Consider the following 19,945-nt stretch of genomic DNA (forward strand, 5'->3'; position numbering starts at 1 on the left):
GGCGGGGCGGCGGGGCGACACACGTCGGCACGCATAGGCGGGGTCGGCGACGCCGGTCGGCGGGCCTACTTCTTCATGGATCGGACGGCGTCCTGCCCGTCGGACTGGAGGGTGCTGCGCAGGTCGTCCTTGGACGGCGGTTTGCCCTTCCCCGCGGTGTAGCTGGCCGTGTAGTTGATGTAGTAGGTCATCCCGCCGTCGAGGATGTCCAGTTCGGCGTAGACGCTGTGGTACTGGTCCGAGCCGTCGTCCTTGTACAGGAAGTACGCCTGCTCGCCGAGCCCCGGGATGTCGGTGACCTGGTAGCCGCGCGCCCGGTACAGCTCCTTGTTGGCCTGTAGCTCGGGCGCCGGGTTGACCGCCTTGTGCAGGTCGGCGCGCATGTAGACGTTGGCGTACTCGCTGTCGCTGTTGCCGCCGGTGCGCTTGAGCGACATCGAGCAGTTCATGCTGTCCAGCGCGGGGTGCCGGTCCGTGTGGTGGGTCGGCGCGGAGGTGTCCGAGACGGAGTACGTCTGGAGGAGCTTGTTGGGCTTCCCGGTGGTGCAGAAGTCGTCCGAGAGGTGGTAGCCGTTCAGGCCCCGCGGCGAGGAGTCGCTGGTGACCATGCCCGGGACGACCGTCACGGCGGCGGTCCAGCCGATCGAGACGACCACGGCGCCGACGAAGGCCCAGACGGCGTTGCGGCGCAGGTTGCCCCCGGCCCGCCCGGCAGGACCGGCGGCGGGCATCCCTGGTGCCCCGGGCATCCCCGCCACCCCCAACCGACCGGGCGGCGGCTGCGGTGGCTGCGGTGGCTGCGGCGGCCCGAACCCCGGCACCGCCGGCTGTTGCTGCTGCGGGTGGCCGTACCCCGGCCCGTTCGAAGCCGGTGGCGGCGGTGGCATCGTCATGGAAGGTCCCCCCTGGGCCTGGCGGAGCGGGGTGCTCCCCGCACCCCGTCGAACCCGGTCGACCATAGCGGCCGGACCGTGGAACGCGACAGGCGCCGCAGTCGCCTCCGGAAGGAGGCGGACTGCGACGCCTGTCGCACTGCTTCGTGCACCGCACCCGCGTGGCGAACGCAGGCCGCGTGCGGTGCGAGTCTCGCGCGCCTCGGGGGTCCGGGTAGAGGGCCGGGTCGTCCCGAAGCGGTGGGGCCGGTGGCCCCGGGGCGTCAGGCCTGGGCGGCCGCGTTGACGCGCTTGGTGATGGCCGACTTCTTGTTGGCGGCCTGGTTGGCGTGGATGACGCCCTTGCTCACGGCCTTGTCCAGCGCCTTGGAGGCGGCGCGGGCCAGCACGACGGCCTTCTCGGTCTCGCCGGCGGCAGCGGCCTCACGGGCCTTGCGCAGAGCGGTCTTCAGCGAGGACTTGACGGCCTTGTTGCGCAGGCGCGCCTTCTCGTTGGTCTTGTTGCGCTTGATCTGGGACTTGATGTTCGCCACGAAAGAGCCTCAGTCTGTCTAAAGAATCTGAACGGGTTCGCACCCGATGGCCATCGGTCCTGCTGAGAGGGCATGCCGATGCCAGGTGCAGCAGCCCACGGTACCAGGGGCCGCCCGCACGCCTCAAACCGGCCGTCTCAGTGGCGCGGTGGTACCGGGTCCGGGGTGACGTGGCCCGGGGCGGCGGGGGCGGGGACGGCGATGCCGGGGGAGGCGATGGTGCCGACCGCCGGTGTGGCCCGGGCGGGGACCGGGGTGGCGGCCCCCCGGGCGTCGGCCGGACCGCCGACACCGGGACCAGCGGCACCCTGACCGCCGGTACGGCGCTTGAGCCAGGCCAGGAACCGCCGTCCGAGCTTCTGGAACGGCACCTCGACCAGTCGGTACATCAGGTAGCCGGCCAGGAGCGTGGCCGCCAGGAACGTCAGGGTGAAGAGGACCGCGAACCTGGTCGATGTCGGCGGCGGGGTCCCGAGGAAGAGCCACGGCATGCCGTGGAGCCAGTCCATGCCGTCGATGACGAGCCAGTGCAGCAGGTACACCGAGTAGCTGACGGTGCCCAGCCAGGTGAGGGCCTTCGGGAACCGCCGCTTCTTGAGCGCCATCCCCAGGACGAACACGATCCAGGCCCCGGCGTAGGCGAAGGACCACGCCATCCAGCTGGTGGTCCAGGTCCGCCACAGGGCGTCCCCGTGGTTGTACATGCGCCCGCCGAGCACTCCGGCGAGGAAGACGAATCCGCAGTAGGCGATGGCCTGGATGCGGTCGATCTGGCCGTGCTCGGCGCGGTAGAGGACGGTTCCGGCGAACATGGTCGCGAAGATCATCAGGGTCTCGAACATGGCGGACCGGCTGCTGCCGAAGGCCAGCACGAACCCGAGCACGCCGAGCAGCAGGGCCCCGGTGCGGGTGAGCTGCGGGTTGCCGCTGAGGGCGCAGAACAGGCCCATGACCACCACGAGGCCGGTGGCCAGGATCAGGTTCTGGGTCGACAGGCCCTGGCCGGCCAGGTTCGCCGGGGTGAGCACGCCGCCCAGCAGGACGGCGCAGGTCGCGAAGCCCGCCGCGATCGGTCCGCTCTGCCGGTGCTTGCGGAGCACGAAGAGGGCGGACACGAAGTAGTAGAAGACCATCTCGTAGGTGAGGCTCCACATGATGCTGATGGCGTTGGGCACGCCCAGCAGGTCCTGGAGCAGCAGGCCGTTGGCCCCCAGCGACAGCAGCGGGTGGTCGAAGACCGCGCGGTCGATCATCTGGTTGTGTCCGGACGGCAGGATCACCAGGGCGGCGACGAAGGCCACGATGAGTGCCGGGTAGATCCGGAACACCCGGCCGACCCAGAACGCCTGCATGTCGCCCCGGCGTTCCAGCGAGGCGGGCACGATGTAGCCGCTGACCAGGAAGAACAGCATGACGCCGAACAGGCCGAGGTCGAAGCGGTGGGTCAGTGCCACGCCGTGCGGGACGAAGAACCGCAGTCCGAAGTGGTGCAGGGCCACCGCGAGGGCGGCGAGGCCGCGTAGCGCGTCGAGCCAGCCGAGCCGTGCCGGGGCCGCCTCGGCCTTGTCGTGCCGTCTTGTCCGCGCTCCGCGGGGTACGCGACTCAGTTGGATGCGTCTCACGGCTGGGCAGGTTAGCTTACGGATCGTATGACCCGGTTACCTGAGTGCAAGTTCCGGGGGCCGCCGGTGAGCCCACCGGGAGGAGGGCCTAGGCGTCGAGCAGCGGCTCGCCGTAGTGCTCGACCTCGGGGAACGGCCGGTAGAAGTGGTGCAGCAGCGCGCGCCAGCGCTGGTACTCGGGGGAGCGGCGGAAGCCCTCGGTGTGGTCGGCGAGGGTGTCCCACTCCACCTGGAGCAGGAAGCGGGAGTCGCGGCCGTCGTCGAGGCAGCGCCGCAGCCGCAGGGAGCGGAAGCCGCGCTGGGCCGCGATCAGCGGGCGGGCCTCGGCGAAGGCGGCGAGGAACTCCTCCTCCCGGCCGGGCAGGACGTCGAGCAGGGCGCTTTCGAGGATCATGGCAGCCCATCCTGCCGTCCGGGGCGCCGTCGGGGCAGCCCCACGGAACCGCCGTGCGGCGCAGAGGAAAGCGGGGGCGAGGGGCTGAGGAAAGCATGGACGGTGCCCGAACGGCAGCCCGGTCCGCAGTCGTGGGAAGATGGGAGGAACTATTTCGATCGGACGAGACTGTCCGGTCCCCGGGAAGCCGGTCAGCGATGACCCGGACACCCCCGGCCCCGGACCAACGGAGAATCGGACCAAGGTGCCCGCGACCCCCAGCAATGTGCCAGAGCCCAGCCGTACCGACCCGGCGCTGATCCGCAACTTCTGCATCATCGCCCACATCGACCACGGCAAGTCGACGCTCGCAGACCGGATGCTGCAGATCACCGGCGTGGTCGACCCCCGGCAGATGCGTGCCCAGTACCTCGACCGCATGGACATCGAGCGTGAGCGCGGCATCACCATCAAGTCGCAGGCGGTCCGCCTCCCGTGGGCGCCGAAGACCGGTCCGGACGCCGGGACGACGCACATCCTCAACATGATCGACACCCCCGGCCACGTGGACTTCACGTACGAGGTGTCCCGCTCCCTCGCCGCGTGCGAGGGCACCATCCTGGTGGTCGACGCGGCCCAGGGCATCGAGGCGCAGACCCTCGCCAACCTGTACCTGGCGCTGGAGAACGACCTCACGATCGTCCCGGTCCTCAACAAGATCGACCTCCCGGCCGCCCAGCCGGAGAAGTACGCGGCCGAGATCGCCCACATCATCGGCTGCGACCCGAGCGACGTGCTCCAGGTCAGCGCCAAGACCGGTCTGGGCGTCGAGGACCTGCTGGACCACATCGTCAATACCGTCCCGGCCCCGGTCGGCGTCAAGGACGCCCCGGCCCGCGCGATGATCTTCGACTCGGTGTACGACTCCTACCGCGGCGTGGTCACCTACGTCCGAGTGGTGGACGGCCAGCTCACCAAGCGCGAGCGCATCGCGATGATGTCCACCGGCGCCACCCACGAGCTGCTGGAGATCGGTGTCATCTCGCCCGAGCCGAAGGTCGCCGACGGCCTCGGCGTCGGCGAGGTGGGCTACATCATCACCGGTGTGAAGGACGTCCGGCAGTCCAAGGTCGGTGACACGATCACCTCGATGCACAAGGGCGCCACCGAGCCGCTCGGCGGCTACAAGGACCCGCGCCCGATGGTGTTCTCCGGCCTCTACCCGCTGGACGGCTCGGACTACCCGCTGCTGCGCGACGCCCTGGACAAGCTGCGGCTCAACGACGCCGCCCTGGTGTACGAGCCGGAGACCTCGGTCGCGCTCGGCTTCGGCTACCGCTGTGGCTTCCTCGGGCTGCTGCACCTGGAGATCATCCGGGAGCGGCTGGAGCGCGAGTTCAACCTCGACCTGATCTCCACCGCCCCCAACGTGGTCTACCGGGTGGTCATGGAGGACGGCACCGAGCACACCGTCACCAACCCGAGCGAGTTCCCCACCGGCAAGATCGCCGAGGTGTTCGAGCCGGTCGTGCGCGGCACCATCCTCGCGCCCAACGAGTTCGTCGGCGCGATCATGGAGCTCTGCCAGTCCCGCCGCGGCAACCTCCAGGGCATGGACTACCTGTCCGAGGACCGGGTCGAGCTGCGCTACACCCTGCCGCTCGCGGAGATCGTCTTCGACTTCTTCGACCAGCTGAAGTCCAAGACCCGTGGTTACGCCTCGCTGGACTACGAGCCCATCGGCGAGCAGTCCGCCAGCCTGGTCAAGGTCGACATCCTGCTGCACGGCGACGCGGTGGACGCCTTCTCCGCGATCGTCCACAAGGACAAGGCCTACGGCTACGGCGTGATGATGGCCGGCAAGCTCCAGAAGCTCATCCCGCGCCAGCAGTTCGAGGTGCCGATCCAGGCGGCCATCGGCTCCCGGGTGATCGCCCGTGAGACGGTCCGCGCGATCCGCAAGGACGTTCTCGCCAAGTGCTACGGCGGTGACATCTCGCGCAAGCGCAAGCTGCTGGAGAAGCAGAAGGAAGGCAAGAAGCGGATGAAGATGGTCGGCCGCGTGGAGGTCCCGCAGGAGGCCTTCATCGCCGCGCTGTCCACCGACGCCGAGCCGCCGAAGGACAGCAAGAAGTAGCGATCGTGGCGAAGGGCCCGGGCGACATCCGCCCGGGCCCTTCGCCGTTCCCGCCGGCGGTTCCCCCTCGGCCGGCGGGAAGCCCCTTGCGCGCCGAAACTAAGACTGTTAGCTTTCTGGATAATAGCCTTAGGGGGATGTCATGAACGACATGAAGGCCATGGACACTGGCGCCGCGGACACCATGGATGCCATGGGCGCCGCGGAGACCCGGTATCTCGACGTCCGGGACGGCCGCATCGCGTACCAGCTGAGCGGGCCGCAGGACGGACCGCTGGTGGTGCTGGTCCACGGGCTCGGGGACAACGGCTCGACCTACCGGCTGCTGGCCCCGGCACTGGCCGCGGCGGGCCACCGGGTCGCCAACACGGACGTGCGGGGCTACGGGAAGTCCAGCGCGCACTGGCCCTCGTACGGGAGTGACGCGGTCGGCGGCGACGTCCTGGCGCTGATCCGCGAGCTGGGCGGGCCCGCGACGGTGATCGGGCACTCGATCGGCTGCGCGGGGGCGGTGTGGGCGGCCGCGGAGGCGCCCGCCGAGGTGGCCGGCCTCGTCCTGATCGGCACGTTCGCCGGTGGGAGCAGGCCCAAGGCGTGGATGCGGGCGGCCTCCTGGCTGGTCACGCGTTCCCCCGCGCTGTGGGGCCTGTTCTACCGTTCGCTGTTCCCGGCCGCCAGGCCCGCCGACTTCGACCGGTCGGTCGAGGGCATCAAGGCGGACCTGGCCAGGCCGGGCCGGATGGTGGCGCTGCGCGCCCAGCTGCGGGAGATCCTCGGCGGACTGGCGCCGCGGTACGGCCAGGTCGGCTGCCCGGCCCTGATCGTCACCGGGGCCGAGGACCCCGACATGTCCGACCCGGCCGCCGAGGCCCGGCGGACGGCCGCCGACCTGGCCGCCGCACCCGCGGCCGTCGCGATGATCGAGGAGTCCGGCCACTACCCCCACCTGGACCGGCCCGGGGAGACCGCGAAGGCCGTCCTCGCCTTCCTCGCGGGTGTGTGAGACGGCAGGTGCGTGAGCCGTCGGGTGTGTGAGCCGGCAGGTGCATGAGACGGCGGGTGTGTGAGACGGCCTGGCGCACCGGAGGCGGGGGCCGGCGGTCATGCGTGAGAGGCCCGGCCGGGGAACCCCGGCCGGGCCTCTCACGTGGACGCCGCGCGGGTCAGTCCACCTCGACCGCGGCCTCGGCGAACTGCGCCTGGTAGAGCCTGGCGTAGGCGCCGTCGGCGGCGATCAGGGCGTCGTGCGAGCCCTGTTCGACGATCGAGCCGTTCTCCATCACCAGGATCACGTCGGCGTCCCGGATGGTGGAGAGCCGGTGGGCGATCACGAAGCTGGTGCGGCCGGTGCGCAGCCGGGCCATGGCGCGCTGGATCAGCACCTCGGTGCGGGTGTCGACGGAGCTGGTCGCCTCGTCCAGGACGAGGATGGACGGCTGGGCGAGGAAGGCCCGGGCGATGGTGATCAGCTGCTTCTCGCCGGCGCTGACGCCGGCGCCCTCGTCGTCGATGACGGTGTCGTAGCCGTCCGGCAGGGTGCGCACGAAGCGGTCGACGTGGGCGGCCTTGGCGGCCTCGACGACCTGTTCGTGGGTGGCCGACTCGGCGCCGTAGGCGATGTTGTCGGCGATGCTGCCGCCGAACAGCCAGGTGTCCTGGAGCACCATGCCGATGCCGGAGCGCAGTTCCTCGCGGGACATCGCGGCGATGTCGACGCCGTCGAGGGTGATCCGTCCGGAGCTGACCTCGTAGAACCGCATCAGCAGGTTGACCATGGTGGTCTTGCCGGCGCCGGTGGGGCCGACGATGGCGACGGTCTGGCCGGGTTCGACCTTGAGGGAGAGGTCCTCGATGAGGGGCTTGTCGGGGTCGTAGCGGAAGGACACGTCCTGGAAGGCGACCCGGCCGCGCACCACGTCGGGCCGTTCGGGCATGGCGGGTTCGGGGCTCTGCTCGGGGGCGTCGAGCAGTTCGAAGACGCGCTCGGCGGAGGCGACGCCGGACTGCAGCAGGTTGGCCATGCTGGCGACCTGGGTGAGGGGCTGGCTGAACTGCCGGGAGTACTGGATGAACGCCTGGACGTCGCCGATGGACAGCGCGCCGCTGGCGACCCGCAGGCCGCCGACGACGGCGACCAGCACGTACTGGAGGTTGCCGATCAGCATCATCGCGGGCTGGATGATGCCGGAGATGAACTGGGCCCGGTAGCTGGCCTGGTAGAGCGCGTCGTTGTGCTCGCGGAAGGTCTCGGCGGCCTCGTGCTGTCGGCCGAACGCCTTGACCAGGGTGTGGCCGGTGTACATCTCCTCGATGTGGGCGTTGAGTTGGCCGGTGGACTTCCACTGCTGGACGAACTGGGGCTGGGCCCGCTTGCCGACCTTGGTGGCGACGACGACGGAGACGGGCACCGAGACCAGTGCGATCACGGCGAGCAGCGGGGAGATCCAGAACATCATCGCGAGCACGCCGACCACGGTGAGCAGCGAGTTGACGACCTGTCCCATGGTCTGCTGCATGGACTGGCCGATGTTGTCGATGTCGTTGGTGACCCGGCTGAGCACCTCGCCGCGCGGCTGCTTGTCGAAGTAGCTGAGCGGCAGCCGGGAGAGCTTGGCCTCGACGTCCTGGCGCAGCCGGTAGCCGGCGGCCTGGACGGCCCGGGTGGCGAGCCGGCCCTGGAAGATGCCGAAGACGGCGGAGGCGAGGTAGATGCCGAGCACCCAGAGCAGGACGGTGCCGATGGCGCCGAAGTCCATGCCCTGGCCGGGGGTGAAGTCGACGGCGGAGAGCAGGTCGGCGAAGCCGCCCTCGCCGTGGGCGCGCAGTCCGTCGACGACCTGGTCCTTGGTGGTGCCGGCCGGGAAGCGGGCGCCGATGACGCCGGCGAAGATCAGGTCGGTGGCGTCGCCGAGGATCTTGGGGCCGATGACGGCGCAGCCGATGCCGAGGACACCGAGGGCCAGGACGCCGAGCAGGGTGTTGCGTTCGGGGCGCAGCAGGCCGAGGACGCGCTTGCCGGAGCCCTTGAAGTCCATGGACTTCTCGGTGCCCTGGCCGCCCATGAAGCGGCCGGGGCCGGCCGGGCCGCGGCGGGCGGCGGCGGCCTGGGAGTCGCTGGGCGCGTCGGGCTTCTGCGGGCCGGTCTTCGTGGTGTCGGTCTTCGCGGTGTCGGCCTTCGTCAGGTCGGCCTTCGCGGCGCCGGGCGCGGGCTGTCCGGGCGCGGGCTGTCCGGGGGTGGTCACGCCGCCTCCTGCTCGGTGAGCTGGGAGAGCACGATCTCCCGGTACGTCGGGTTGTCGGCCATCAGTTCGTGGTGGGTGCCGGTGCCGACGACGGCGCCTTCGTCGAGGACGATGATCCGGTCGGCGTCGCGGATGGTGGACACGCGCTGGGCGACGATCAGGACGGCGGCGTCGGAGGTCTCGCGGGCGAGGGCCTTGCGGAGCTTGGCGTCGGTGGCGTAGTCGAGCGCGGAGAAGGAGTCGTCGAAGAGGTAGACGGAGGGGCGCCGGACCAGGGTGCGGGCGATGGCGAGGCGTTGGCGCTGGCCGCCGGAGACGTTGCCGCCGCCCTGGGCGATGGGGGCGTCCAGGCCTTCGGGCAGTTTCTCGACGAAGTCCTTGGCCTGGGCGATCTCCAGGGCGTGCCAGAGTTCCTCGTCGGTGGCGTCGGGCCGGCCGTAGCGGAGGTTGCTGGCGACGGTGCCGGAGAAGAGGTAGGGCTTCTGCGGGACGATGCCGACGTTCTCGGCGATCGTGGCGGGGGCGAGTTCGCGGACGTCCACGCCGTCGATCAGGACCTGGCCGGAGGTGGCGTCGAAGAGCCGGGGGACGAGGCCGAGCAGGGTGGACTTGCCGCTGCCGGTGGAGCCGATGATGGCGGTGGTCTCGCCGGGGCGGGCGGTGAGCTCGATGCCGCGCAGCACGGAGGCCTCGGCGCCGGGGTAGCGGAAGTCGACGTCGCGCAGTTCGAGGTTGCCGCGGCGCGGGACCTCGGTGACGGGGGCGGTGGGCGGGACGACGCTGCTGTGGGTGGCGAGGACCTCTTCGACGCGTTCGGCGCAGACCTCGGCGCGCGGCACCATCATGAACATGAAGGTGGCCATCATGACGCTCATCAGGATCTGCATCAGGTAGGAGAGGAAGGCGGTGAGCGCGCCGATCTCCATGGCGCCGCTGTCGATGCGGTGGGCGCCGAACCAGAGCACGGCGACGCTGGAGACGTTCACGACCAGCATGACGGCGGGGAACATGACGGACATCAGCCGGCCGACCTGGCGGGCGACCTGGGTGAGGTCCTCGTTGGATTCGGCGAAGCGGGCCTGCTCCTGGTCGTCCTTGACGAAGGCGCGGATGACGCGGATGCCGGTGATCTGTTCGCGCAGGACCCGGTTCACGGTGTCGATCCGCTCCTGCATGCTGCGGAACTTGGGGCGCAGGGCGCGGACCAGCAGGACGACGACGACGCCGAGGGCGGGGATGACGGCGAGCAGCAGGCCGGACAGCGGGACGTCCTGGTTGAGCGCCATGATGATGCCGCCGACGCACATGATCGGCGCGGCGACCATGAGCGTGAAGCTCATCAGGGCGAGCATCTGGACCTGCTGGACGTCGTTGGTGGTGCGGGTGATCAGGGAGGGGGCGCCGAACTGGCCGACCTCGCGGGCGGAGAAGCTCTGGACCCGGTCGAAGACGGCGGCGCGCAGGTCCCGGCCGAAGGCCATCGCGGTGCGGGAGCCGATGAAGACGGCGCCGATGGAGCAGAGGGCCTGGACGAGGGTGACGCCGATCATCACTCCGCCGATGCGCAGGATGTAGCCGGTGTCGCCCTTGACGACGCCGTCGTCGATGATGTCGGCGTTGAGCGTCGGCAGGTAGAGCGCCGCGAGGGTGGACACCAGCTGGAGCAGCACCAGCAGGGTGATCGGTCGGGAGTACGGGCGCAGGTACGCCCTCAGCAGTCTGATCAGCACTAGCACACTCTTGTCGTCGCCGGTCGGGTTCGCACCCCAATTCTGGGTGTTCTGTAGCGTCGTACAGACCATTGGGCCGGGCGGGGGCGAGAGGTTTGCCGGGCCTTTGCCGAACTGCCGGTCGCGGCACGGGCACGGGCGCGGGCGCGGCGCGGCACGGGCGGGGCGCGGCGCGGCACGGGCGGGGCGGTGGCGTGCCGTGGGCCCTTGCCCCCTTACGGAATGACCGGTTTCCCCCTAGGCTGCTGATTGCCCCTTTGTTACTGACCGGTACCGCTCCGGTGAACGGGGGCCCGGTGACCGCCCCCACGGCCGCCGCGACAATCCCTCAGACGGCCACCCGCCACCGGAGGTCCTCGTTGAGTTCCGCGCAGTCCCTGATCGACTCCGGCAGGCCCGACCTGGTCGCCGGGCGTCCCGCCTCCGTCGCCCACCTGTTCCTGGAGCGGGTCGCCCTGACCCCGAACGCCGAGGCCTACCGCTACCCCTCGCCCGTGGACGAGCAGGCCGCGGACGGCGCGCCCGGCGCCGAGCAGTGGCGCTCGCTCACCTGGGCGCAGACCGCGGCCCGGGTCAAGGCGGTGGCCGCCGGCCTGATGGCGCTCGGCATCCAGGCGGAGGACCGGGTGGCCCTGGCCTCCTCGACCCGGATCGAGTGGATCGTCGCCGACCTCGGTGCCATGTGCGCGGGCGCCGCGATCACCACCGTCTACCCGAGCACCAACGCGGACGAGACCGGCTTCATCCTCTCCGACTCCGGCTCCCGGGCGCTGTTCGCGGAGAACGCCGCCCAGCTGGCCAAGGCGGTCGGCCGGCTCGACGAGCTGCCCGGGCTGCGCACCGTGATCCTCTTCGACGCGCCCGACGAGGCCCCGGAGACCGGCGGTCTGGAGCTGCTCACCCTCGCCGAGCTGGAGGAGCGCGGCGCCCGGTACCTGGCGGAGCACCCGGACGCGGTTGAGAAGGCCGTCGACGGGCTCGGCAAGGAGCAGCTGGCCACCCTCATCTACACCTCCGGCACCACCGGCCGTCCCAAGGGCGTGCGCCTGGTGCACGACTGCTGGGCGTACGAGGGCCGGGCGCAGGAGGCCAGCGGGCTGCTGGGCCCCGACGACGTGCAGTTCATGTGGCTGCCGCTGTCGCACGTGTTCGGCAAGACGCTGATCTCGGGGCAGATCGCCACCGGGCACGTGATGGCGGTGGACGGCCGGGTGGACCGGATCATCCACAACCTGCCGGTGATCCGGCCGACCATCATGGCCTCGGCGCCGCGCATCTTCGAGAAGGTCTACAACGGCATCGCGGGCAAGGCGCGGGCCGAGGGCGGCGCCAAGTACAGGATCTTCATGTGGGCGGCGAAGGTCGCCCGCGAGCACGCCCGGGTGGTCCAGGAGAACCGGGTCGCCACCGGCACCGGGTCCGCGCCGCTGGGCCTGCGGGTGCAGCACTCGCTGGCCGACAAGCTGGTGTACGCGAAGATCCGGACGGCCTTCGGCGGCCGGCTGCGCGGCGCGGTCTCCGGCAGCGCCGCGCTCGCCCCGGAGATCGGCTTCTTCTTCATCGGCGCCGGGGTGCCGATCCTGGAGGGCTACGGCCTGAGCGAGACCAGCGCGGGCTCCTGCGTCAACCGCGCGGAGGACGTGCGGATCGGCACGGTGGGCCGCCCGCTGCCCGGCACCGAGGTGCGGATCGCCGAGGACGGCGAGATCCTGCTGCGCGGCCCGGGCGTCATGCGCGGCTACCACAACCTGCCGGAGAAGACCGACGAGGTGCTGGAGCCGGACGGCTGGTTCCACACCGAGGACATCGGCGAGCTCACCCCTGACGGCTTCCTGCGGATCACCGACCGCAAGAAGGACCTGTTCAAGACCTCCGGCGGCAAGTACGTGGCGCCCAGCGAGGTCGAGGGCAAGTTCAAGGCGGTCTGCCCGTTCGTCAGCAACATCCTGGTGATCGGCAACGGCCGCAACTACTGCACCGCGCTGATCGGCCTGGACGAGGCGGTCCTGCTGCCGTGGGCCGCCGAGCGCGGCCTGGCCGGCAGGTCCTACGCGGAGCTGGCCGTCGAGCCGGCCGTGCACGAGCTGATCGAGGGCTTCGTCAGGCGGGTCAACGCGGACCTCCAGCGCTGGCAGACGATCAAGAAGTTCCACCTGCTGCCGCGCGACCTCGACATCGAGCACGGCGAGCTCACCCCGAGCCTGAAGATCAAGCGCCCGGTGGTCGAGCGGACCTACGCGGACGCGGTGAGCGCGATGTACGCGGGCGCCAACGAGGCCTGAGCGGCCCCGCTCCCGTACGGCCGGCGAAGGCTTCGCGGGCCGTACGGGACAATGGGTGCATGCCCTCCGCACTTCCCGACGGCGAACCGGTGCCGTCCGACGGTTCCCTGCCCGCGCACGCCCTGGACGGACTGGGTTCGCGGCCGTTCGGCTTCTACCTGCACGTGCCGTACTGCGCCAGCCGCTGCGGCTACTGCGACTTCAACACCTACACCGCCACCGAGCTGCGCTCCTCCGGGGCGGTCGCCTCGCAGGACACCTACGCGGACAACGTGGTCGCCGAGATCCGCCTCGCCCGGAAGGTGCTGGGGCAGACCGACCTCCCGGTGCGCACCGTCTTCCTCGGCGGCGGCACCCCGACCCTGCTGCCGGCCCGCGACCTGGTGAAGATGCTCGCCGCGATCCGCGAGGAGTTCGGGCTCGCCGAGGACGCCGAGGTCACCACCGAGGCCAACCCGGAGTCGGTCGACCCGGCCTACCTGGCCGAGCTGCGCGAGGGCGGCTACAACCGGATCTCCTTCGGCATGCAGAGCGCCCGCCCGCACGTCCTGGCGCTGCTCGACCGCCACCACACCCCGGGCCGCCCCGAGGCCTGCGTGGCCGAGGCCCGGGCGGCCGGCTTCGAGCACGTCAACCTCGACCTCATCTACGGCACCCCGGGCGAGTCGGACGACGACTGGCGGGCCTCCCTGGACGCCGCCATCGGCGCCGGGCCCGACCACGTCTCCGCCTACTCGCTGATCGTCGAGGAGGGCACCCGACTGGCCGCCCGGGTCAAGCGGGGCGAACTGCCGATGATCGACGACGACGTGCACGCCGACCGCTACCTGATCGCCGAGGAGGCGCTCGCCGCCGCCGGCTACTCCTGGTACGAGGTCTCCAACTGGGCGACCACCCCCGAGGGCCGCTGCCGCCACAACGAGCTCTACTGGACCGGCGCCGACTGGTGGGGCGCCGGCCCCGGCGCCCACAGCCACGTCGGCGGCGTCCGCTGGTGGAACGCCAAGCACCCCGCCGCCTACGCCCGGGCCCTCGCCGAGCACCGCACCCCGGCCCAGGCCCGCGAGGTGCTGGCCGACGAGGACCGCCGCGTCGAACGCGTCCTCCTCGAACTGCGCCTGGTCGAGGGCGTCGCCCTCGACCTCCTCACCGCCACCGGCCGCGAGGCCGCCGCCCGGCACCTCGCCGACGGCCTCCTCGCCCCCGCCCCCTACGAGCGGGGCCGCGCCGTCCTCACCCTCCGGGGCCGGCTGCTCGCCGACGCGGTGGTACGTGACCTGGTGGACTGAGTGTCGTCAACGTGGTGTCAGCCGTCGGAGGGAGCGCGCAATGACCGCCATCGATGACCGGGTGACGGGGTCCGAGGCGTCGCGCCGTCATGGTCGTCGGTGGTCTGGGGCGCGGCGACCGTTCCCCGTCACTCCGGCAGGGCGGTGAAGTCGATCAACTCCTCGACCCGGCCGAGGAGTTCGGGCTCAAGGTCCTTGTAGGAGTCCACCTTCGACAGGATGTGCTTCCAGGCCGCCGGGGTGTCCACAGGCCAGCCGAGGCGGCGGCAGGTGCCCTCCTTCCAGTCCTCGCCCCGGGGGACGGCGGGCCAGCCGGGGATGCCGACGCTGGCGGGCTTCACGGCCTGCCAGATGTCGATGTAGGGGTGGCCGACGACCAGCACCGCGTCGCCGGTGACCTGGGCGGCGATGCGGTGCTCCTTGGTGCCGGGGAGCAGGTGGTCGACCAGGACGCCGAGGCGCCGGCCCGGGCCGGGGGCGAAGTCGGCGACGATCGCGGGCAGGTCGTCGATGCCGCGCAGGTACTCGACGACCACGCCCTCGATCCGCAGGTCGTCGCCCCAGACCCGCTCGACCAGCTCCGCGTCGTGCCGGCCCTCGACGTAGATGCGCGACTCGCGGGCGACCCGGGCGCGGGCGCCGGGGACGGCGACCGAGCCGGAGGCGGTGCGCCCGGGCGCCCGGGAGGGGGCCGGGCCGGCCGGGCGGATGAGCGTGACCGCCCGGCCCTCCAGCAGGAAGCCGCGCGGGACCATCGGGAACACCCGGTGCTTGCCGAACCGGTCCTCCAGGGTGACGGTGAACCCCTCGGCGGTCTTCTCGCAGCGCACCACCGCCCCGCAGAAGCCCGTCGCCGCCTCCTCGACCACCAGGTCCCGCTCGGCGGGCACCTCCGGGGCGGGCTGTTGCTTCTTCCACGGCGGGGTCAGGTCCGGTCCGTACTGGCGGCTGCGCATACGGGTGATCATAGGGACCGGGCGCTGGCATGATCACCGCATGCACCGCTTCCAATCCCGTGCCGTCCGGGCCGGGACCCTCCTCTTCCTCGCGCTCTCCGGGGCGGCCTTCGGCTTCGTGAAGGACAGCCGGCCGCAGTACGCCGCCGTCTCCGTGATCACCCTCGCGGTCGCCTTCGGCCTCTTCGTCGCGGCGGAGCTGGCGAACACCAGGGACACCGGGACGGCCGCCGCACAGGTCGCCGCACAGGCCGCCGCAGCGGCCCCGGGCGCCGACGGCGGGCAGCCGGAGCCGGACGGACCGGAGGGCGACGACGAGGGCGACGGCGAGGACGGCGAGGACCTGGAGCGGTGCGAGGTCTGCGGCCGGACCGAGTCCAGGACGACGGCCGGCGGGCGCCTGGAGCTGCCCGAGGGGTGGCTGTCCCTGGAGATCGACCGCCGCTGCGCCGAGCTGCTCACCCGGACGTACTGCTCCGAGGAGCACATGCGTCTGGGCCTCGCGGGCCCGCTGCCCGCCCCGGAACTCCTCCGGGACGAGTCCGGCGACCCCTGGGACGTCCCGCGAACCGCCGGGGACCGGCTCGTCGACCTGGCCTGGATGGCCGGGCTGCTGCTCGTGTGCGGGTTCCTGCTGCTCGGTTGCGTCCTGGCGGTCCGGTTCCTGTTCGGACTGGCCGTCAGCGCGGTGTCGTAGCCGCACGTCGTAGCCGCACGGTCGTAGCGGGCCCGCCAGGGCGGACGGGGCGTGCCGGGCGGCTCCTCAGAGGCCCGGCGCGCCCCAGACCGGGAACCAGCGGCTCAGGTCCTTCTCCAGCCGCAGGTCGTTCCCCAGCATCGCGTTGACCTGGAGCTCCAGCGGGCTGTTGCGCCGCTCCCCGCCGCCCGGCATCGGGGCGAAGGGGTAGAACGTGCCCCGCTTGTAGAGGTACACCAGCGCCAGCGACTGCCCCTGCGGGTCGCGGAAGCCCACCAGCGAGCAGAGCAGCTGCGGCCCGAAGCCGTTCGCCTCCAGCTCGCTGTTGACCGCGTGCAGGTCGTTCACCAGCTCCGGCAGCTCCTCGGGCAGGTGCCGGGCGAGCAGCCAGGAGTAGCCGTAGCCGTCCTTGGAGGCCTCCACCGGGACGCCGCCGCGCTCGGTGTCGGCGTCCAGCAGCGCCCGGACCTGTTGCTCGACCTGGACGAAGGCCGCGCCCTCGACGGCCGCGAAGCAGACCGAGCCGAGCCCGGTGGGGGTGAACCCGGCCCCGGCCTCCAGGGTGAGCGCGGCGGACGGCACGCCGAACAGCTGGTCCAGGTCGGGCTTGACGGGCTTGCTGCGGCCGAACAGGGTGTCCAGGAATCCCACGGTGGTCCTTTCGGGGAGGGGCTCAGTGGCCGAGCTGCTCGGAGATCCTCGCCAGCTGCTCCAGCCGCTTCTCCAGCGTCGGGTGGGTGGAGAACAGCTGCGAGGCGGCCTCCCGGGCGCTCAGCGCGGGGGCGAAGTAGAAGGCGTTGTACGGCTGCGCCTGGCGCAGGTCCTTGCTGGGGATGGCCGCGATCTGCCCGGTCACCTTGGTCAGCGCGGAGGCCAGCGCGCTGGGCCGCCCGGTGAGCTGGGCGGCGGCCCGGTCCGCGGCCAGCTCGCGGTAGCGGGACAGCAGCCGGGTGAGCAGGAAGCTGATCGCGTACACGAGCATCGACACCAGCGGGACGATCAGCGCGAGGATGGCCGCGTTCTGGTCGTTGTTGTTGCGCCCGCCGCCCATGAACCCGCCGTACACGGCGATCCTGGTCATCGCCCCGGCGAGGACGCCGAGGAACCCGGCGATCGTCATCACCGCGACGTCCCGGTGGGCGACGTGCGACAGCTCGTGGGCGAGGACGCCCTCCAGCTCCTCCGGCTCCAGCCGGCGCAGCAGCCCGGTGGTCACGCAGACCACCGCGTTCTGCGGGTTGCGGCCGGTGGCGAAGGCGTTCGGCATGTCGTTGTCGGCGACGGCCACCCGCGGTTTGGGCATGTCGGCCAGCGCGCAGAGCCGGTCGATGGTGCCGTGCAGCTGGGGGAACTGCTCCGGGGACACCTGGTGGGCGCCCATCGCCCGTTCGGTGATCTTGTCGCTGAACCAGAACTGGGCGACGAACAGGCCGCCCGAGATCAGCACGATCAGTGGCCAGGCGCCGCGCAGCAGCACGATCAGCAGGCCGGTGAAACCCACGTACAGCAGCCCGATCACGAACATCGTCGCGACCATGCGGCCGGTCAGGCCGCGGTCGGGCGCGAATCGGGAGTGCTGGCCCGAGCTCGACATCGCTTGCTCCTCCGTTCGCCGTCGCTTTCGATGCTGCCACCCGGACGGCCTCCCGGCACCACCCCCGCGCCAGGAGGATCGAACTGCCGGGTCCGGCGGGCCCGGTCCGGAACTGCGGGGAGGATCACGCCGGTCGGGCCGTTCCTGCCGTAGGACCCGGGCCTTACACTGGCAGGTACGGTTCTGGCACTCGTGCGTTCAGAGTGCCAGGGCCGGGGCCGCCGGGAGCGGTCCGCAGCAAGGGACGCAGACGGACAACGTGCGAAGACGGAGGTGCGTGCCCCATGGCCGGTGAGGTCCGCCAGCTGGACGAACGCAAGCTCGCCGTGCTCCGCGCGATCGTGCAGGACTACGTGGGCACCGAGGAGCCGGTCGGCTCCAAGGCCCTGGTGGAGCGGCACAACCTCGGGGTCTCCCCGGCGACCGTCCGCAACGACATGGCGGCGCTGGAGGAGGAGGGTTACATCCACCAGCCGCACACCAGTGCCGGCCGCATCCCGACCGACAAGGGGTACCGCCTCTTCGTCGACAAGCTCGCCGAGGTCAAGCCGATGAGCGCCCCCGAGCGCCGGGCCATCCGGCACTTCCTGGAAGGCGCGGTCGACCTGGACGACGTGGTGGCCCGCACGGTGCGGCTGCTCGCCCAGCTGACCCGGCAGGTCGCGGTGGTGCAGTACCCCTCGCTGACCCGCTCCACCGTCCGGCACATCGAGCTGGTGGCGCTGGCCCCGGTGAAGGTGATGCTGGTGCTGATCACGAACACCGGCCGGGTCGAGCAGCGGATGGTCGACTGCCCGGGCACGGTCGGGGAGACGCTCCTGTCGGACCTGCGGGCCCGGATCAACGCGAGGGCCGCCGGTCGGCGCCTCCCGGAGGTCCCGGGGCTGCTGGAGGAACTGCCGGCGCTGTTCGAACAGGCCGACCGGCCGACCGTCAGTACGGTCCTGGTGACCCTGTTCGAGACGCTCGCCGAACACAACGAGGAGCGGATCATGCTGGCCGGCACGGCCAACCTGACCCGCTTCGGACACGACTTCCCGCTCACCATCCAGCCGGTGCTGGAGGCCCTGGAGGAGCAGGTCATCCTGCTCCGCCTCCTGGGTGAGACCGGGGACGCCGCGATGACGGTCCGGATCGGCCGGGAGAACGCTTACGAGGGGCTGAATTCCACCTCGGTCGTTTCGGTCGGCTACGGTTCGGGCGACGAGAGCGTGGCCAAACTGGGCGTGATCGGTCCGACCCGGATGGACTACCCGGGCACAATGGGGGCGGTGCGGGCGGTGGCGCGGTACGTGGGCCAGATCCTGGCCGAGTCCTAGCAATCGGCCGGTTCCGTCGGAAATCCGGCGGACCGGCTACCAGTCGCAGCACTACTACAGGCGGAACAAGCGGAGCATTTGGTGGCCACGGACTACTACGCGGTACTCGGCGTCCGACGGGATGCGGGGCAGGACGAGATCAAGAAGGCGTTCCGGCGCCTGGCACGCGAACTGCACCCGGACGTCAACCCGGACCCGAAGACGCAGGAGCGGTTCAAGGAGATCAACGCCGCCTACGAGGTGCTCTCCGATCCGCAGAAGCGCCAGGTCTACGACCTCGGCGGGGATCCGCTGTCCCCGGGCGGCGGTGGAGCGGGCGGCTTCGGCGCCGGCGCGGCGGGCTTCGGCTTCTCCGACATCATGGACGCCTTCTTCGGCGCCGCGGCCGGCCAGCGCGGTCCGCGCTCGCGCACCCGCCGCGGCCAGGACGCCATGATCCGGCTGGAGATCACCCTGGAGGAGGCCGCCTTCGGCACCACCAAGGAACTCCAGGTCGACACCGCCGTCACCTGCACCACCTGCAGTGGCGAGGGCGCGGCCCCCGGCACCTCGGCGCAGACCTGTGACATGTGTCGCGGCAAGGGCGAGGTCTCCCAGGTCACCCGGTCCTTCCTGGGCCAGGTCATGACCTCCCGCCCCTGCCCGCAGTGCCAGGGCTTCGGCACCGTGGTGCCGACCCCGTGCCCGGAGTGCGCCGGCGACGGCCGGGTGCGCGCCCGCCGCACCCTGACGGTCAAGATCCCGGCCGGTGTCGACAACGGCACCCGGATCCAGCTGGCCGGCGAGGGCGAGGTCGGCCCCGGCGGCGGCCCGGCCGGCGACCTGTACGTCGAGATCGCCGAGACCACCCACACCATCTTCCAGCGGCGCGGGGACGACCTGCACTGCACCGTCACCATCCCGATGACGGCGGCCTCGCTCGGCACCCAGGTGCCGCTGCAGACCCTGGACGGGCTGGAGGAGGTCGACATCCGGCCCGGCACCCAGTCCGGCCAGTCGATCCCGCTGCACGGCCGGGGCATCACCCACCTGCGCGGCGGCGGCCGGGGCGACCTGATAGTGCACGTCGAGGTGAAGACGCCGAGCAAGCTCGACGCCGAGCAGGAGGAGCTGCTGCGCCGCCTCGCGGTGCTGCGTGGCGAGGAGCGGCCGTCCGGCCAGTTCGCGCCGGGCCAGCAGGGCCTGTTCTCGCGTCTGAAGGACGCCTTCAACGGCCGGTAGCCGTCCGTGAGGAGGTGCCGGGGTGCGGGCCCCGGCACCACCACCGCGGTTTCGTCC

Annotated in this window: 16 protein-coding genes; 7 read left to right on the forward strand and 9 right to left on the reverse strand. The window is 71.5% G+C overall.

Annotated features, from left to right (window positions below):
* Nucleotides 1-65: 65 nt before the first annotated feature.
* From ACFRAR_RS11950 to ACFRAR_RS11965, 4 genes are all read right to left on the reverse strand, one after another.
* Nucleotides 66-749: a hypothetical protein gene (locus tag ACFRAR_RS11950; RefSeq protein WP_380697451.1), complete on the reverse strand. Its 684-nt coding sequence runs from the start codon at nucleotides 747-749 to the stop codon at nucleotides 66-68.
* A 407-nt stretch (nucleotides 750-1,156) separates the two neighbouring features.
* Nucleotides 1,157-1,426 (reverse strand): 30S ribosomal protein S20, encoded by a 270-nt coding sequence (gene rpsT, locus ACFRAR_RS11955; RefSeq protein ID WP_196951699.1) that lies wholly within the window; start codon nucleotides 1,424-1,426, stop codon nucleotides 1,157-1,159.
* Between the two features lie 137 nt (nucleotides 1,427-1,563).
* Nucleotides 1,564-3,048 carry an acyltransferase family protein gene (locus ACFRAR_RS11960; RefSeq protein WP_380697453.1) on the reverse strand — a complete coding sequence of 495 codons (1,485 nt, stop codon included), beginning with the start codon at nucleotides 3,046-3,048 and terminating at the stop codon, nucleotides 1,564-1,566.
* Between the two features lie 88 nt (nucleotides 3,049-3,136).
* On the reverse strand, nucleotides 3,137-3,442 hold the full coding sequence (locus ACFRAR_RS11965; RefSeq protein WP_380697454.1) for an antibiotic biosynthesis monooxygenase family protein: 306 nt from the start codon (nucleotides 3,440-3,442) through the stop codon (nucleotides 3,137-3,139).
* Between the two features lie 244 nt (nucleotides 3,443-3,686).
* On the opposite strand from ACFRAR_RS11965, the gene lepA reads away from it, so the two are divergent.
* Entirely contained in the window at nucleotides 3,687-5,558 is a 1,872-nt protein-coding gene (gene lepA, locus ACFRAR_RS11970; RefSeq protein WP_380697456.1) for a translation elongation factor 4, read from the forward strand.
* A 142-nt stretch (nucleotides 5,559-5,700) separates the two neighbouring features.
* Nucleotides 5,701-6,561: an alpha/beta fold hydrolase gene (locus tag ACFRAR_RS11975; protein ID WP_380697457.1), complete on the forward strand. Its 861-nt coding sequence runs from the start codon at nucleotides 5,701-5,703 to the stop codon at nucleotides 6,559-6,561.
* A gap of 160 nt (nucleotides 6,562-6,721) precedes the next feature.
* Here the strand turns inward: ACFRAR_RS11975 and ACFRAR_RS11980 are convergent, their stop codons facing one another.
* Together ACFRAR_RS11980 and ACFRAR_RS11985 are read right to left on the reverse strand one after the other, a co-directional pair.
* Complete coding sequence (locus tag ACFRAR_RS11980; protein WP_380697491.1) at nucleotides 6,722-8,620, reverse strand: ABC transporter ATP-binding protein; 1,899 nt, start codon at nucleotides 8,618-8,620, stop codon at nucleotides 6,722-6,724.
* Between the two features lie 176 nt (nucleotides 8,621-8,796).
* On the reverse strand, nucleotides 8,797-10,530 hold the full coding sequence (locus tag ACFRAR_RS11985) for an ABC transporter ATP-binding protein (protein ID WP_380697459.1): 1,734 nt from the start codon (nucleotides 10,528-10,530) through the stop codon (nucleotides 8,797-8,799).
* A gap of 359 nt (nucleotides 10,531-10,889) precedes the next feature.
* Here ACFRAR_RS11985 and ACFRAR_RS11990 point away from each other — a divergent pair, with 359 nt between their 5' ends.
* Together ACFRAR_RS11990 and hemW are read left to right on the forward strand one after the other, a co-directional pair.
* Nucleotides 10,890-12,812 (forward strand): AMP-dependent synthetase/ligase, encoded by a 1,923-nt coding sequence (locus tag ACFRAR_RS11990; protein WP_380697460.1) that lies wholly within the window; start codon nucleotides 10,890-10,892, stop codon nucleotides 12,810-12,812.
* A 59-nt stretch (nucleotides 12,813-12,871) separates the two neighbouring features.
* Nucleotides 12,872-14,101 carry a radical SAM family heme chaperone HemW gene (gene hemW / locus ACFRAR_RS11995; RefSeq protein ID WP_380697462.1) on the forward strand — a complete coding sequence of 410 codons (1,230 nt, stop codon included), beginning with the start codon at nucleotides 12,872-12,874 and terminating at the stop codon, nucleotides 14,099-14,101.
* A gap of 128 nt (nucleotides 14,102-14,229) precedes the next feature.
* On the opposite strand, the gene ACFRAR_RS12000 is transcribed toward hemW, so the two are convergent.
* Nucleotides 14,230-15,057, reverse strand: a complete 828-nt coding sequence (locus ACFRAR_RS12000) for a DUF3097 domain-containing protein (protein WP_380697463.1) — start codon at nucleotides 15,055-15,057, stop codon at nucleotides 14,230-14,232.
* A 40-nt stretch (nucleotides 15,058-15,097) separates the two neighbouring features.
* Here ACFRAR_RS12000 and ACFRAR_RS12005 point away from each other — a divergent pair, with 40 nt between their 5' ends.
* Nucleotides 15,098-15,754: a hypothetical protein gene (locus ACFRAR_RS12005; RefSeq protein WP_380697465.1), complete on the forward strand. Its 657-nt coding sequence runs from the start codon at nucleotides 15,098-15,100 to the stop codon at nucleotides 15,752-15,754.
* A 66-nt stretch (nucleotides 15,755-15,820) separates the two neighbouring features.
* Here the strand turns inward: ACFRAR_RS12005 and ACFRAR_RS12010 are convergent, their stop codons facing one another.
* On the reverse strand, nucleotides 15,821-16,405 hold the full coding sequence (locus tag ACFRAR_RS12010; protein ID WP_380697466.1) for a hypothetical protein: 585 nt from the start codon (nucleotides 16,403-16,405) through the stop codon (nucleotides 15,821-15,823).
* A gap of 22 nt (nucleotides 16,406-16,427) precedes the next feature.
* The gene (gene htpX, locus ACFRAR_RS12015; RefSeq protein ID WP_380697467.1) at nucleotides 16,428-17,348 is read right to left on the reverse strand and encodes a zinc metalloprotease HtpX; all 921 of its coding nucleotides are present in this window, start codon (nucleotides 17,346-17,348) and stop codon (nucleotides 16,428-16,430) included.
* A gap of 284 nt (nucleotides 17,349-17,632) precedes the next feature.
* On the opposite strand from htpX, the gene hrcA reads away from it, so the two are divergent.
* Nucleotides 17,633-18,667, forward strand: coding sequence for a heat-inducible transcriptional repressor HrcA (gene hrcA / locus ACFRAR_RS12020; protein ID WP_380697469.1), 1,035 nt, complete (start codon nucleotides 17,633-17,635; stop codon nucleotides 18,665-18,667).
* A gap of 81 nt (nucleotides 18,668-18,748) precedes the next feature.
* Nucleotides 18,749-19,888, forward strand: a complete 1,140-nt coding sequence (dnaJ, locus tag ACFRAR_RS12025) for a molecular chaperone DnaJ (RefSeq protein WP_380697470.1) — start codon at nucleotides 18,749-18,751, stop codon at nucleotides 19,886-19,888.
* Nucleotides 19,889-19,945: the final 57 nt, after the last annotated feature.

It is taken from the genome of Kitasatospora sp. NPDC056651, from assembly GCF_042792155.1.
GTDB lineage: Bacteria > Actinomycetota > Actinomycetes > Streptomycetales > Streptomycetaceae > Kitasatospora.